Annotated in this window: 13 protein-coding genes; 1 reads left to right on the top strand and 12 read right to left on the bottom strand. The window is 44.8% G+C overall.

The features are described 5' to 3' along the window. The 9 genes from IGI72_RS01725 to IGI72_RS01685 all read right to left on the bottom strand — a co-directional run bounded on the left by IGI72_RS01725 (position 1) and on the right by IGI72_RS01685 (position 10,167). Positions 1-561 (bottom strand): Maf family protein, encoded by a 561-nt coding sequence (locus IGI72_RS01725; protein WP_015508832.1) that lies wholly within the window; start codon positions 559-561, stop codon positions 1-3. Further along, a complete protein-coding gene (mutL, locus tag IGI72_RS01720; RefSeq protein WP_438752814.1) occupies positions 558-2,666 on the bottom strand; it encodes a DNA mismatch repair endonuclease MutL in 2,109 nt (702 codons plus the stop codon). Before mutL ends, IGI72_RS01725 begins: the two co-directional genes overlap by 4 nt. Positions 2,667-2,681: 15 nt before the next feature. Further along, positions 2,682-5,234, bottom strand: coding sequence for a DNA mismatch repair protein MutS (mutS, locus tag IGI72_RS01715; RefSeq protein ID WP_438752812.1), 2,553 nt, complete (start codon positions 5,232-5,234; stop codon positions 2,682-2,684). Then, complete coding sequence (locus tag IGI72_RS01710) at positions 5,218-5,607, bottom strand: YlbF family regulator (RefSeq protein ID WP_010748643.1); 390 nt, start codon at positions 5,605-5,607, stop codon at positions 5,218-5,220. The genes mutS and IGI72_RS01710 overlap by 17 nt, the downstream gene beginning before the upstream one ends. Positions 5,608-5,614: 7 nt before the next feature. Beyond that, a complete protein-coding gene (locus IGI72_RS01705) occupies positions 5,615-6,412 on the bottom strand; it encodes a TIGR00282 family metallophosphoesterase (protein ID WP_010748642.1) in 798 nt (265 codons plus the stop codon). Between the two features lie 149 nt (positions 6,413-6,561). Continuing rightward, positions 6,562-7,797 (bottom strand): peptidase T, encoded by a 1,236-nt coding sequence (pepT, locus tag IGI72_RS01700; protein ID WP_438752810.1) that lies wholly within the window; start codon positions 7,795-7,797, stop codon positions 6,562-6,564. A gap of 37 nt (positions 7,798-7,834) precedes the next feature. Next, positions 7,835-8,257 (bottom strand): methylglyoxal synthase, encoded by a 423-nt coding sequence (locus IGI72_RS01695; protein ID WP_008376307.1) that lies wholly within the window; start codon positions 8,255-8,257, stop codon positions 7,835-7,837. A 118-nt stretch (positions 8,258-8,375) separates the two neighbouring features. After that, the gene (locus tag IGI72_RS01690; protein WP_005227160.1) at positions 8,376-9,152 is read right to left on the bottom strand and encodes a Cof-type HAD-IIB family hydrolase; all 777 of its coding nucleotides are present in this window, start codon (positions 9,150-9,152) and stop codon (positions 8,376-8,378) included. Positions 9,153-9,369: 217 nt separating this feature from the next. Continuing rightward, positions 9,370-10,167 (bottom strand): formate/nitrite transporter family protein, encoded by a 798-nt coding sequence (locus IGI72_RS01685; RefSeq protein ID WP_438752808.1) that lies wholly within the window; start codon positions 10,165-10,167, stop codon positions 9,370-9,372. 367 nt (positions 10,168-10,534) lie between these two features. On the opposite strand from IGI72_RS01685, the gene rpsD reads away from it, so the two are divergent. Next, positions 10,535-11,146, top strand: coding sequence for a 30S ribosomal protein S4 (gene rpsD / locus IGI72_RS01680; RefSeq protein WP_005227158.1), 612 nt, complete (start codon positions 10,535-10,537; stop codon positions 11,144-11,146). Positions 11,147-11,294: 148 nt separating this feature from the next. Here rpsD and spx read toward each other — a convergent pair whose 3' ends face one another. The 3 genes from spx to IGI72_RS01665 all read right to left on the bottom strand — a co-directional run bounded on the left by spx (position 11,295) and on the right by IGI72_RS01665 (position 13,940). After that, complete coding sequence (spx, locus tag IGI72_RS01675) at positions 11,295-11,744, bottom strand: transcriptional regulator Spx (RefSeq protein WP_438752806.1); 450 nt, start codon at positions 11,742-11,744, stop codon at positions 11,295-11,297. Between the two features lie 50 nt (positions 11,745-11,794). Next, complete coding sequence (locus tag IGI72_RS01670; RefSeq protein WP_005227156.1) at positions 11,795-12,196, bottom strand: Asp23/Gls24 family envelope stress response protein; 402 nt, start codon at positions 12,194-12,196, stop codon at positions 11,795-11,797. Positions 12,197-12,482: 286 nt separating this feature from the next. After that, positions 12,483-13,940 carry a peptidoglycan DD-metalloendopeptidase family protein gene (locus IGI72_RS01665; protein ID WP_438752803.1) on the bottom strand — a complete coding sequence of 486 codons (1,458 nt, stop codon included), beginning with the start codon at positions 13,938-13,940 and terminating at the stop codon, positions 12,483-12,485. Between the last annotated feature and the right edge of the window lie 31 nt (positions 13,941-13,971).

The raw sequence follows: 13,971 nt of genomic DNA, 5'->3' as shown, positions 1-13,971 counted from the left end.
TTATTCCTCCTCCGTAAACTCTTGCAACAACTGATAGACCGTAGCGACAGGAAATCCTACGATCGTATAAAAATCGCCGTTTATCGATGAGACAAATATTTTGGCTGCCCCTTGGATCCCATAGGCGCCCGCTTTGTCTTGGTACTCATCTAAGGCAAGATACTTGTCGATCTCTTGATCCGTCAAAGGACGAAACACAACTTCCGTCGAAACCACTGCTTGGCGTTGCTGTTTGCCTTTTTGCAAAACGACGGCGGTATGCACCCAATGGGTACGTCCGCTCATTTTTCGCAACATCGACCGAGCATCTTTACGGTCGACTGGCTTTCCTAAGATTTCTTCATCCACCACGACCGTCGTATCGCTCGCGATCACCAGATCTTCAGGATTGGTTTGTGCAATAGCCGCCGCTTTTTCTGCTGCCATCCGTTGGACATAAGGGATCGCAGCTTCGTTTGGTCGGACCGACTCGTCGATATCTGCTGGTATGACCGCAAATTCCGAGACTAACTCTGCTAATAATTCTTTGCGCCGCGGCGACTGTGAAGCCAAAATAATCATTCCATGCCACTCCTTGCTCGATGAGGATCTTGAATCCGTTTGAACATCCGCTCCATGTCGCTGTTGGTGAAATGGATCAGCACCGGACGACCATGGGGACAGTTGAAGGGATTCTCGCATTTCGCTAAATCTTGCAACAAGATCCTAGCTTGTGCTTCATTCAAATAGTGATTGGCTTTGATGGATCGTTTGCAGCTCATCATGATCGCGGTTGCTTCACGAAACTTTTTGACACTGACACTTCCTGTCGTCAATAACATATCGATCATTTCGCGGATGATGGCTTCTTCTTCACCTCTAGGGTACCACGTCGGGTGCGCTCGGACGATGAAACTATTGGTCCCAAAAGATTCCAGATGGATCCCGACTTCTGCCAGCTTGTCGCTTTGTTCTTGTAATTGCAGTGCATCGCTGTTGGGATAATCCAAAACGATCGGCACCAACAATTCTTGCAGGTCATTGGTCACTTCGCCGATTTTTTCGCGGTAATACTCGTATTTGATTCGTTCTTGCGCCGCATGCTGGTCGACGATATATAGCCCCGCCTCGCTTTGGGCAAACAAATAGGTCCCATGCATCTGCCCAAAATAATCCAATTGGGGAAAACGCTCCTTCGCTGGTTCTTCTTCCAGCAACCGTTCGACCGTTTTTAGGTAGTTGCGGTCATCCCCATGCATTTCAGGATGCAGAGTCGCTTGACTTTGCAGATCTTGCGCCGTAAGCTCTGGCGTCTCATCTGGGAGAAAGACTGGCGCTTCTGGCAGCGACGCTTTTGTTTCCGTCTGGCCTTCCACAAATGGTTTTCGGACAGGCTTATTTGGCAGCGTCTCTTCCAAACTGCGAAAGGTTTCCTCGGTTTCTTCCAACAGGTTGTCGCTAGATTCCTGTGGCATTTCTGGAAGTTTTCCACCTTCCTCCACAGGTTTTTCCACAGAGTTATCCACAGTCTGTTGATAAGTGTTGCTCTGCACCTCAAATTTCCCTGTTTCGCGATTATAAGACAACCCAGAAGTCGAATTTCCTGCTGACTCCAGTTCCAAGCCAAGCTGCTGGGCTTTTGGCTGATCGGCAACTTTTTTCTTAAAACGCAGATTGTCAGCCGCGTTAGGAATCAAATTGATTTCCCGCAGCGCCTCATTGATGGCTTTACTGATTAGCTTGGTCAATTCATCTTCTTTTGACAAACGAACTTCTTGCTTAGTCGGATGAACGTTGACATCGACTAATAAGGGATCCATTTTGATTTCAAGGACAGCTAATGGAAAACGACCGACCATCAATTTTGATCCGTAACCAGCAACGATCGCTTTATTCAAAGCGAAGTTGCGAATATAACGACCATTGATGATCGTGGATAAATAGTTGCGGCTGGCTCGGGTGACTTCTGGCAGTGACACAAAGCCAGTGACTTTAAAGTCGAGGTCCTCAGTATCGATCGCGATCATTTTTTTGGCGGTTTCCACCCCGTAGATCCCTGCGATGGTTTGTTTTAACTGCCCACTTCCAGTGGTGCTCAACATCTTATTGCCTTCATGAACGAGACGAAAAGCCACTTCTGGGTGGCTCAGGGCGATCCGATTGACGATATCGCCGATGTTCGCTAGTTCCGTTTGCAGCGTCTTGACATATTTCAAACGTGCCGGTGTATTGTAAAAGAGGTTTTCCACAGTGATCTTGGTTCCTTGCCGCAAGTTGGCAGGCAGATGCTCTTCAACAGCGCCGCCTTTTAAGCGCACAAAGGAGCCTTGTTGGGCGCCTTTGACTGCCGTTTCAATCGAGAGGATTGAAACCGAAGCGATACTAGGCAAAGCTTCCCCGCGAAACCCGAGGGTACGTATTCGAAACAAGTCATCCCGATTGTGGATTTTACTGGTGGCGTGGCGTTTAAAGGCAGTCAAGACATCCTCTTCTGCAATTCCTTCGCCATTATCGATGACTTGGATTTTACGCAAGCCCGCTTCTTCAATAAAAATATCGATTTGGGTACTGCCGGCATCCACGGCGTTTTCAACTAATTCTTTGACGACAGAAGCCGGTCGCTCAACGACTTCTCCTGCCGCGATTTGGTTCGCCAGACGTTCGGATAACTCTTGGATCTTTCCCATCTGCTGACCTTCTTTCTAAATTCGTTTTTGCAGCTCGTACAATGTATTCAGAGCATCCATCGGGGTCATTTCCAACAGATTCAATTTCTTCAATTGATCGATGACGCCGATTTCTTCCGTAGATACTTCACTAAACAACGACAACTGCTGACTTTCTTCGACGACGGGTTTTGGCTGTACCGTCGGTTCATGTTCTTCCAGCGCTTTTAAGATCGTGGCTGCGCGCTGTAAGAGTGCACTTGGCAGTCCAGCGATTTTGGCTACATGGATCCCATAGCTTTTATCTGCGGGCCCTTCCATCATCTTATGCAAGAAGACGACTTCGCCTTCTTTTTCAACGGCACCAACATGGACATTGCGCAAGTGCGCCAATTCCTCATCTAAAATCGTCAGCTCATGATAATGGGTGGAGAAAAGTGTTTTGGCATGAACTTCTTTGTGGATATATTCAATGATGGCTTGTGCCAATGCCATCCCATCATAGGTCGCAGTCCCACGCCCTAACTCATCAAACAAAATCAAGCTGTTAGGCGTTGCATGACGCAGCGCTTGGTTGGCTTCCATCATCTCCACCATAAACGTGCTTTGACCGGCGATCAGGTCATCGCTGGCACCGATGCGAGTAAAGATCCGATCAAAAATCGGCATCTCTGCAGATTTTGCGGGTACGAAACAGCCGATCTGCGCCATAATGACTAGCAAGGCAAACTGCCGCATGTACGTACTTTTCCCAGACATATTTGGGCCTGTGATCAACAAGATCTCTGTTTCTTCATCCATCACGATACTATTCGGAATGTACTCTTGGTGACCAAGGACTTTTTCCACTACAGGATGACGGCCGTCGATGATCGATACCGCTCGTTTTTTCGCTACTGTCGGCCGCACGTATTGGTAGCGTTCCGAAACTGTGGCGAAACTTTGTAAGACATCGACCGCACTGACGGCTTTGGCTAACTTTTGTAGACGGGTGATACTCTTTTTCACTTCTTCACGGACGTCAAGAAACAGGCGGTATTCCAAATCCACCGATTTCTCTTCGGCTTCTAAAATCAAAGTCTCCAGTTTTTTCAACTCGGGGGAAATAAACCGTTCCGCATTGGCTAACGTTTGCTTGCGCTCGTAGCGAGAGGTATCTAAATTCACTAGATTGGCTTTCGTGATCTCAATGTAATAGCCAAAGACACGGTTGAACCCAACTTTCAGGTTTTTGACTCCCGTCGCTTGGCGTTCGTTGGCTTCTAATTCCGCCAGCCATTGCTTGCCGTTACGCATCGCTGTACGGTATTCATCTAATTGTTGATGGAACCCGTCTTTGATAATGTTGCCTTCCGTGATCTGTAACGGGGCATCTTCATCGATCGCAGCTTCGATCAGTGCAACCAAATCATCTAGGGGCGTTAATTCCAGCAGCAAGTCATTCCACTCGCCACGGTTGATGCCTTGCAGCAATTGCGCGATCAAAGGCACTTGCTCCAAAGAAGATTTCAACTGCAGCAAATCGCGGCCATTGACATTTCCGAAGGCGACCCGTCCGACTAAGCGTTCCATGTCATAGACTTTCGTCAACGCTTCTTGCAGATCTGCTCGCTCAAAGAAACTGTCCAGTAACGATTGGACCATTTCTTGGCGGGCAGTGATTTTCTTTGGCTGGATCAAGGGACGGTCTAACCATTGCTTTAACAAACGGCCACCCATTGCGGTTTTTGTCTCGTCCAACAACCACAAAAGAGTCCCTTGTTTTTTTCCAGTTCGAATCGACTGCGTCAATTCTAAGTTGAATTTGGAATAATGATCCATTTTCAAGGCATGATCGGGCTGATATTCCACGGCTTGTTGAATATGCGCTAAACTGCGTTTTTGGGTGATCGCCAAATAACTTAGCAACTTCCCTGTGACTACTTTTTCTAACTCTTGGGAGAGAGGTTCTGTTAAAAATTGAAATTCGGCATTTTCTTCCAACGTTTCTTGCTTAGAAAACACGACATTCAAGCGATTGGTCAGTGTTGTTTGCAATGACTCAGGGATCTCGCTGCACAAAACGACTTCTTTCGTTTGCAGAGCGGCGGCCTCATTGACGACAGCTTCTTCATCTTCCAATTGCGCTGCTTTTAATTCACCGGTACTTAGATCGACATAGGCAAAGCCAAAACGCTCCCCTTGCTGCAAAACAGCTGTCAAAAAGTTGTTTTCTTTGGCGGATAGGCCTTTGCTGTCCATCACCGTTCCCGGCGTGATCAGTTGAACGACTTCGCGTTTGACCATTCCTTTGGTGGTTTTTGGATCTTCCACTTGCTCACAAATCGCTACTTTGTAGCCTTGCTCGATCAAGGTGTCGATGTAATTGCTGGCAGCGTGGTAAGGCACCCCACACATAGGGATCGGTTCCTCCGCATTTTTGTTGCGGCTGGTTAACGTCAGTTCTAAAATTTGTGCTGCCTTGACAGCATCCTCATTAAATAATTCATAGAAATCCCCTAAACGATAGAATAAAAAAGCATCTTGGTACTGAGCCTTGATGCTTAAATACTGTTCCATCATCGGGGTATTTTTAGTTTTTTGAGGCATTGGTTTCATCCTCCTCGATGGCTTTATTCATTTTCTTTTGGATCTCCGTCGTGACATATTGCAGCAATTCATCTGCTTGCAGTAACGCTTGGCGATAAGCAACCACTAAAGGATGCTGCTCGTATTCGTTTGTCAATGACGCATAACGCTGCTCGGCAGCTTTTTTTGCTTCGGGTTTCTCATAATGCTCAAATTGAACGATCTCTTTTTGCGCTTGCTTCAGCGCTTCTTCCAGCTCCAATAGCCCTTGGTTTTGCAAGGCTCGTGCTTGAATTTCTTGAAATTCTTGAACGATCGGATGATCAGACAAGAGCCTTTGCAAAGCAGCCAGCTCTTGGGCAACGTGTGGTTCCTTGGCTAATTGCTCTTCCATGCTTCTCCTATTCTGTAAACGGGCGATCTTCACTGATTTGGATCGGACGGATCGATTTTGCTTTACCAGTGGCTTCATCAATCTCAAGCAAGCAAGCCGACAAAATACTGCGGCCTTTTTCAATCACTTCAAACCGTTGCGGCAACGCCGTCAAAAATTTTTCAATGACTGGTTCGCGTTTCATCCCCAAGATCCCATCATAAGGACCAGTCATGCCGACATCTGACAAATAAGCTGTTCCTTGGGGCAAAATCCGCGCATCATTGGTCTGGACGTGGGTATGCGTGCCGACGACTGCCGAAACACGGCCATCCAAATACCAGCCCATCGCTTGTTTTTCGCTGGTGGTCTCCCCATGAAAATCCACAAAGATAAACGGTGTACGTTTGCGGGCAATCGCAACCAGTTCATCCATTTTGCGAAACGGATCATCAAGGTCTACCATGAACGAGCGAGCTTGCATGTTGATTACCGCTAATTCAATGGTGTTGACTTTCACAAATACCATGCCGACGCCCGGTGTTCCCTCTGGAAAATTGGCTGGACGAATCATTTTCTTCGCATCGCCAATAAATTCAAAAATGTCACGGTTGTCCCATGTATGATTGCCTAGTGTCACGACATCGACACCATCTTGCAAAAATTTCTTATAGATTTTACCAGTGATCCCACGACCCGCCGCCGCATTCTCGCCGTTTGCGATCGTCACCTGTGGTCGATACGCCTTTTTTAATTTTGGAAGGTACTCCGTGATCGTTTCTCTTCCTAATGAACCAACTACATCTCCAATGAATAATACCCGCACACATTTTCCTCTTCTCTTTTAGCTTCTTTTCTATTATAAGGGTTTTGGTCCAGAAAAAAAAGGTTCTTTCACTTGCGGTTCTTCCCTGTAGCAGGACAAAAAAACACGCTAGACTCTTCCGCATCAGTCTAGCGTGTCGCTTAATTCTCTTAGGAAACAGTGGTGTCCTCTTGTCCTACGTGTTCTACGATCGCCACGATCAAATCACGGGCTTTTTCCATCGCTTCCACGGTAATAAATTCATACTGGCCATGGAAGTTTTCACCGCCGACAAATAAGTTCGGTGTTGGGATCCCTTTATAGGTGATTTTCGAGCCGTCGGTCCCGCCACGAAACGGTGCTTCGATCGGCGTCACGCCAATCGCTTGCATCCCTGCTCGGGCAGCTTCGATACTGCGGGGATCTTTCTTGATCAAATCCCCCATATTGTAATATTGGTCATACAGCGTATAGGTGATACGTTCTTGCTCATAGGCTGTGTTCAGTTCATCAATGATCCCCACGATGTTGGCTTTTCGCTGTTCAAAAAGCGTATGATCGTGATCACGAATGATATAAGAAACTTCTGCTCGACCAATATGTCCCGTCAAATTGTGCAGCAGGTAGAAGCCTTCATACCCGCGGGTGCGTTCAGGAACTTCCTCTGCTGGTAAGGCATCATCGATTTGATGCGCGATTTTCAAGGCGTTGACCAAACGACCATAGGCAGTCCCAGGATGCACACTCGTACCGTCGATCGTTATATCGATACGAGCCGCATTAAAGGTTTCATACTCCATATGGCCCACGCGACCACTGTCCATCGTGTAAGCAAATGCTACTGGAAAATCCGCCGCATCAAAGCGATCAGCGCCAGTCCCGATCTCTTCGTCCGGACCAAAAGCGACCCAGACATCGCCACGCTTATGCGCATCCATCGTTTGTAAGATCCGCAGCGCATCAATGATCTCTGCGATACCAGCTTTATCATCTGCACCCAGCAGGGTCGTTCCATCCGTTGTGATCAACGTTTCGCCGACATAGTCTTTGAGATTAGGAAATTCAGCAGTTGTCATATAAATAGCTTTTTCTTTATTTAAACAAACATCCTTGCCATCGTAATTTTCATGGATCTGCGGTTGAATATTTTCAGCTTCGAAATCTGCCGTATCTACATGGGCAATAAAGCCGATCGCCGTTTTTTCAGGATTACCAGGTAGACGTCCGATCACAAAACTATTCTTTTCATAGTAAGCAACATCCGCTAATCCCATCTCGATCAACTGATCTTTCAATAAAAGAGCCAACTCAACTTGTCCCTGCGTCGTTGGGATGGTCTGACTCGTGGCATCCGAGCGAGTATTCATTTTTGCATAGGTCAAAAAATCCTTTAAGATTGCTTTCAATTCTGCACATCCTTTTTCTTCAATTTTTCTACTATCTTTATAACGATAGGGGACGATTGTCCGTTTCGTGGATCACTTGTCGAAAATCAGCAAAGCCAGCTGCTAACCCGCGCAGCAAGATCTCTGCCGTTCCCATATTGGTGGCTAAAGGAATCTCGTACACGTCTGACAAGCGAATCAATGCCGTTACATCTGGTTCATGGGGTTGTGCGGCTAAAGGATCGCGCAAAAAGATCACCATGTCCAAGTCATCTTGCGAAATCATGGCGCCAATTTGCTGGTCTCCTCCCAGCGGCCCTGATTTGTAGCGGTGGACAGGCAATTGGGTTGCTTCTTCGATCCTCTTCCCCGTAGTTCCTGTTGCGAAAAGTTCATGCTGCGCTAAAATTTCTCGATAGGCAGTCACTAATTTTACCATTACATCCTTTTTTCGATCATGAGCAATCAATGCGATTTTCATTTGCTGCATTCCCCCTTTTTTCTATTGTACCAATTTATTTTCTTTGCGACCGAGAAAAAACAAAAAAACATAGCACAGATGCCGCAAATCGACTGTGCTATGTCTAAAGGATTCCTTTTTAAATCAGTTGTAATTCTTTCAAGGCTAACCAGATACCATCTTCATCATTGCTAGCGGTCACCATATCTGCGACTTGTTGGATCTCAGGGACCGCATTGCCCATTGCCACACCGACACCTGCGGCAGTCAGCATTTCACGATCGTTTTGGCCATCACCAAAACAGATCACATCTTCTTGCGCTATCCCTAATTGTTCTGCGACACACAGGATCGTTGCTGCTTTGGAGCCTTCTTTTGGAACGACATCCACACTGTTTTCATGCCAACGTACAAAACGCAGTTTGCTGTATTTCTCGTCAAAGAAATGCTCATACTCTTTTCCGTAAAAAGCCAATGCTTGATAGACTTCTTTTTCTTCAGGAAAGTCCATGTCCAACTCAGGAAGTTGGGCACCAAAGGAATGCATCGCTGCTTCCATTTTAGCAATATCCAACGAAGACGCTCGTTTCGCTGTATCCATCCCGACAAAGGCCGTATCGATCCCAAGCTCTTGGGCTTCTGCCACGAAAGCAGCCAATTGCGTTTCATCGAGTAAGTTTTTATACACCTGCTGATGCGAAAGAAAGGCGGCTGCCCCATTACATAAAATGTAATTATCAAAGGACAACGAACGAATAATGTCTTGGGCGTGAAAACGACTGCGCCCAGTGGCAACGGTCACGAAATGGCCAGCATCTCGCAGAAGATCAAGGGCTTTTAGCGTACTGTCTAGTGGCTGTTTGTTCGAGTCAAGCAAGGTTCCATCAATATCAAAGGCAAAGAATTTCCGATTCATAAAAGGTTAAGGCTCGCTTTCTATTAAGAAGTAACTAAGATTTTGGTCTTGGTTGCGGTCATTTTTACAAAAAACAGCAAGAAAAACCGTACATACTTATTCTTAACACAAATGACCGCTGATTTCAACGCTCCGTTAAGGGATGATAGCTTCTTCCTAGAGAAATGTTAGAGAAAAGAAAAAAAGAAGCATCGCTGCTTCTTTTTGTAGGTTCTGATTAGTCGACATAGGTCGATTTTGAGTTGTTCAACCATGCATAGCCAAGTCCCATGACCAAGCCACCGCCGATATAGTTACCGATAAAGGCAAAAACTAAATTATGGATCACACTGCCGACAGTCATGCCTGCCAAGTGTCCGCCTGAAGCCCAGAAAGCTAAGGTAAACGCTGGGAAGTTAGCGATGACGTGTTCGAAGCCTAAGAAAGCAAAGATGAAGATGATGAAAATGATTGCTGCGACTTTTCCAGCATCGTCTTTCATCCGCATGCTGACCAGCACGGCTGTGTTTACCACGATATTAGCGAACATCGCTTCCACTAAAATTTGGATAGTGGATTTTTCTAATTTTGCAGTGATCGAGGTCAGCATAAAGTTGTCTGCGGTCAGCCCTTGAAAAGGTCCGGTTAGCGCAACGATCGAGCCGAAGATCACCCCGCCGATCAAGTTGAATAAGACACACGTAAGCAAAATTTTCAATGCCAAAGGAATACTTATACGTTTACGGTAAACCCCAACAGTCATATACAACATATTCGATGTTCCTAATTCTGCGTTCATATAAAGAATCATGACTAAAGACCAGCTAAACATAAATGCATACAAAATTTTTCCTAACCCGTGAACCATTGATTCACCTTTCATAGCGATCGCAAAAGCAATAGCTGTTCCGAGGGTCAAGAATAAACAAGCCATCATCGCACGTACAGCGTAACGCAAATAACTACTCTTGATCAAATCGATTTTCTTTTCTATGGATGAATCGATCTTCTCAAATAATGGGGATACTGGATTCATTTTTCTACTCCTTTTATGAAAAATTTTACTTCGTTATAATTTGCACAATACTTCCATATTCTAATGACGAAATGCTGATTTGTAAAGAGATATTTGAAAATATAAGTAATTAATGAAAAATTTCAAGCTTTGTTTTCATCAAATCCAAAGCCAGCTCCATCTTGACTTTTGCCCCTAGTTTGTCGTATACTATTCCTTGTGTAAAATAATGCAGCAGGAAAATAACAGCTCGTCACCAGTTCGTTGCCCCTCGGGTGCAATTGCGTAACCGCGGCTGCAAAGGTGAAGATTGAAGAACGAACTGCACGAATGTGAGTTTTTCAACGGATTATTTTACTCCAAACTATTTTATTGGAGGAACTAAATTATGTCTCGTTATACAGGACCATCATGGAAAATTTCTCGTCGTTTAGGAATTTCTTTATCAGAAACTGGAAAAGAATTGGCACGTCGCCCATACGCTCCAGGTCAACACGGACCAAACAGCCGTGGCAAAAAATCAGAATACGGCATGCAATTAACTGAAAAACAAAAATTGCGTCATATGTATGGCATGAACGAACGTCAATTCCGTACATTGTTTATCAAAGCAAGCAAAATCAAAGAAGGTAAACACGGTGTTAACTTCATGATCTTGCTAGAACAACGCTTAGATAACGTTGTTTACCGTCTAGGTTTAGCAACTACTCGTCGTCAAGCACGTCAATTAGTAAACCACGGTCACGTTTTAGTTGATGGCAAACGCGTTGATATCCCTTCATACCACGTTGAAGTTGGACAAGTCATCAGCGTTCGTGAAAAATCACAAAACATCTCAACAATCAAAGAAGCAGTTGAAGCAACAGCTGGCCGCGCGTCATTTGTAAGCTTTGATAGCGAAAAATTAGAAGGTTCATTAACTCGTTTACCTGAGCGTGATGAATTGTCTGCAGAAGTTGACGAAGCACTAGTCGTTGAATTCTACAACCAAAAACTTTAAGATTTCAACCGACACGATTCCTTTTGGGAATCGTGTTTTTTTGTGGACTCAGCGGATTTACGGATCCCTTTAAGAAGACCCTTAAAAAAATACCAAAAAAACCGACAATGATACATCGCTGTATTCATTTGCCGGTTTTGTTCCTATTTTAGATAAAGTTCGCAACAGTTTCGCCTTCTTCTTGCTTTTGGCGATAATTAAACATAAGCAGCTCTGTTTGGCGTCGTTTGAAAATGATCTTTCGTAAGTTTCGTGGCACAAATTTACGAATGTCTTCTTCATTGTACCCCACTTGGAGCTTGTTCTCATCTAAGATAATTGGTCGTTTCAATAAGTTCGGGTATTTTTCGATCAATGAAAGCAACTCTTCTAGCTTCAACTCTTCTAAATCAATGTCTAGCTTTTGGTACACTTTTGAACGAGTAGATATAATGTCTTCCGTTCCATTTTTCGTTAAAGAAAGAATCTCCATTAGTTCATCACTATTTAATGGATCGCTAAAAATGTTTCTCTCTTTAAATGGCAGTTCATTTTCGGTCAACCATGCACGGGCTTTACGACATGACGTACAGCTGGGTGTTGTATATAGTGATATCATTTGTTCATTCTTCCTTTCTCTTTGATGTACTTCGATTTTTTGTTTGGTGCTCAACCTTCGATTTGATCGATCGTTTCCTGTTTGACGATATCGGCGATTCGAATATTGATCTCTTTGACTTTCAAAGAAGTCAAGCGGCTAATTTCTTCTAAGACCACTTCTTGGACTTGCGCAAAGAGTTTGGGGATATCTTTGCCGTAAGCCACGATTACTTCCAAATCAACTGCAACCTCTTCTTTCCCAACTTCCACATCAATGCCAGAAGCGACTTGCGGCTGTTCTTCAAGGTTTTCGGTCATATCTGAAAGAAATCTGCCATTTACACTAATCAAGCCATCAATTGACTGCAAAGCGACACCAACAATTGTTTCAATGACTTTCTCTTCAAAGGACAGTGGACTTGCTTGCGCTGCTTCATTAGACACATTCGTTGTTTGCTGATCGTCAGTCATTTTTCACACTCCTTGGTTAAATAAGAAAGGATACTAGAGACATCGCAAAGTCGCATACACGACCTTGTCTAAAGTGGACATTCCTCTTGGGAATTTTTTTCCCTACCTTTCTAGCATAAATTCTTTTTGTTTTTTTTACAAAGAAAAACACTTGTTTTCGGAATAAATTTATCGTGCAAGATAAAATGAATGCGCTAAAAAAATCTCAAAGCATAATTTTCCTGAAATGATTCGTTTTTCTTGACAAAAAAAAAGAAAGCATCTACAACGCTCTCTTTTTTTCGTGTTATTTTGACAAAACTTCCAACGGATCAATCAGTTGGTGTCGCGCTAAACTTGGTGAAAGACTGACTTCAAAATGCAAGTGCGGGCCTGTACTGTTCCCCGTACTTCCCATAGAAGCAATCACCTCGCCTTGTTCGACCGTTTGACCGACTTCCACTAAATTGCGATGATTGTGGGCATACAATGTCGTCAGCCCATCTTTGTGCTCAATGGCAACATAATTTCCCCATGAAGAATGATATTCTGAGCGGATCACTGTTCCTGAAAGACTAGCCATGATTGGCGTTCCTTGCGGTGCGGCGAAGTCCACTCCACGATGAAACCCATTGCCTCGTGGACCAAAGACAGAGGAGACAACTGGATTGCTGACAGGATAGATCATCTTTTCGCTGCCTGTCGGTAATTCTGGTTTCTCTTTGTCATAACTCGTCAGGGCATACGCTTCGATCAGCGCATTCAGCTTCTCATTGTATTGTGTATCTGATGCATAACGTCCGGTCAGATATTCCGTGGCGTCTTCATAAGATTCCGTTTCTGATTTCCAAACACCTTTATAAAAATTCGGATTGTGGTCCAATCCTTCTTTCAACAATTTCGCATAATCTTTCAAAGAAGATTCGATGCTGTCATATTGGCGAAAAGTGGCATGAACTGTGTATAAATTACCAGAACCATCGTCTTCTTGTGTTTGGAAGGAAATCCCATTCCCTTCATAAAGTCCCTTAATACCAAATAAGTTATAAAAAGGCTCCTGGCTCAGACGGCTTCTTCCGCTGCCAGACTCTAAAATCGCTTGGGCAATCATGACCGATGCGTAAAGATCTTCTTCTTGTCCAACTTTACGAGCATCTTCTCCAATCTCCATAATAAAGTCCCACGTTTCTTTGACTGGCGTGACTTCAAATTTTGCTGGCTCATCTTCTTGCGGCGGCGTTACTGTCAACTCTGGTACATTCGGTACTTCTTTGATGTCAGGCGAAGGCTGGCTTGGTGTTGATTCTGGCTCTGGATTTGGTGTTGTCTCTGGTTCTGGATTTGGTTCTGGATTTGGTTCTGGATTTGGTGCTGGATTTGGTGCTGGTTCTTCTGGTTCTGGCACCGGCTCAGGTGTTGGTTCTGGTTCTGGATTCGGCTCAGGATTTGGTGTCGGCTCTTCTGGTTCTGGTGTTGGTTCGGGTGTCGGGGTTGGTTCTGGTTCTGGCAAAGGTTCTGGTGTTGGCTGTTCAGGAGCAGGTGTTGACTCTCCTGGAACTACTTCGCCGTTTTCTCCTGGTACCGTTGCGGCATCTTCAGGGACCAAGCCCATGGTTGGCCCGTTCACTCCCGGAACCGTTGACTCAGCTGTATTTTGACCTGCAGTAGACTCGTTCGTCAAAACAGATGCCGCAGCCGATACTGGCAGCATTGTTGAAAATTGACTGGTAATAATGGCAATCGCCATCCATTTTTTTATTTTCATTCGTGAACTTTCCTCCTTTATTCCTCCCTCT

This window comes from Enterococcus sp. DIV1059_2 (assembly GCF_051713685.1).
GTDB classification, from domain to species: Bacteria; Bacillota; Bacilli; order Lactobacillales; family Enterococcaceae; genus Enterococcus_D; species Enterococcus_D casseliflavus.
This window is presented reverse-complemented; position numbering and strand designations above follow the sequence as displayed.

Excerpts from the sequence above, each read along its gene's own strand:
- IGI72_RS01725 (WP_015508832.1), bottom strand. The coding sequence starts at position 561 with ATGATTATTTTGGCTTCACAGTCGCCGCGGCGCAAAGAATTATTAGCA.
- mutL (WP_438752814.1), bottom strand. The coding sequence starts at position 2,666 with ATGGGAAAGATCCAAGAGTTATCCGAACGTCTGGCGAACCAAATCGCG.
- mutS (WP_438752812.1), bottom strand. The coding sequence starts at position 5,234 with ATGCCTCAAAAAACTAAAAATACCCCGATGATGGAACAGTATTTAAGC.
- IGI72_RS01710 (WP_010748643.1), bottom strand. The coding sequence starts at position 5,607 with ATGGAAGAGCAATTAGCCAAGGAACCACACGTTGCCCAAGAGCTGGCT.
- IGI72_RS01695 (WP_008376307.1), bottom strand. The coding sequence starts at position 8,257 with ATGAAAATCGCATTGATTGCTCATGATCGAAAAAAGGATGTAATGGTA.
- IGI72_RS01690 (WP_005227160.1), bottom strand. The coding sequence starts at position 9,152 with ATGAATCGGAAATTCTTTGCCTTTGATATTGATGGAACCTTGCTTGAC.
- IGI72_RS01685 (WP_438752808.1), bottom strand. The coding sequence starts at position 10,167 with ATGAATCCAGTATCCCCATTATTTGAGAAGATCGATTCATCCATAGAA.
- rpsD (WP_005227158.1), top strand. The coding sequence starts at position 10,535 with ATGTCTCGTTATACAGGACCATCATGGAAAATTTCTCGTCGTTTAGGA.
- spx (WP_438752806.1), bottom strand. The coding sequence starts at position 11,744 with ATGATATCACTATATACAACACCCAGCTGTACGTCATGTCGTAAAGCC.
- IGI72_RS01670 (WP_005227156.1), bottom strand. The coding sequence starts at position 12,196 with ATGACTGACGATCAGCAAACAACGAATGTGTCTAATGAAGCAGCGCAA.
- IGI72_RS01665 (WP_438752803.1), bottom strand. The coding sequence starts at position 13,940 with ATGAAAATAAAAAAATGGATGGCGATTGCCATTATTACCAGTCAATTT.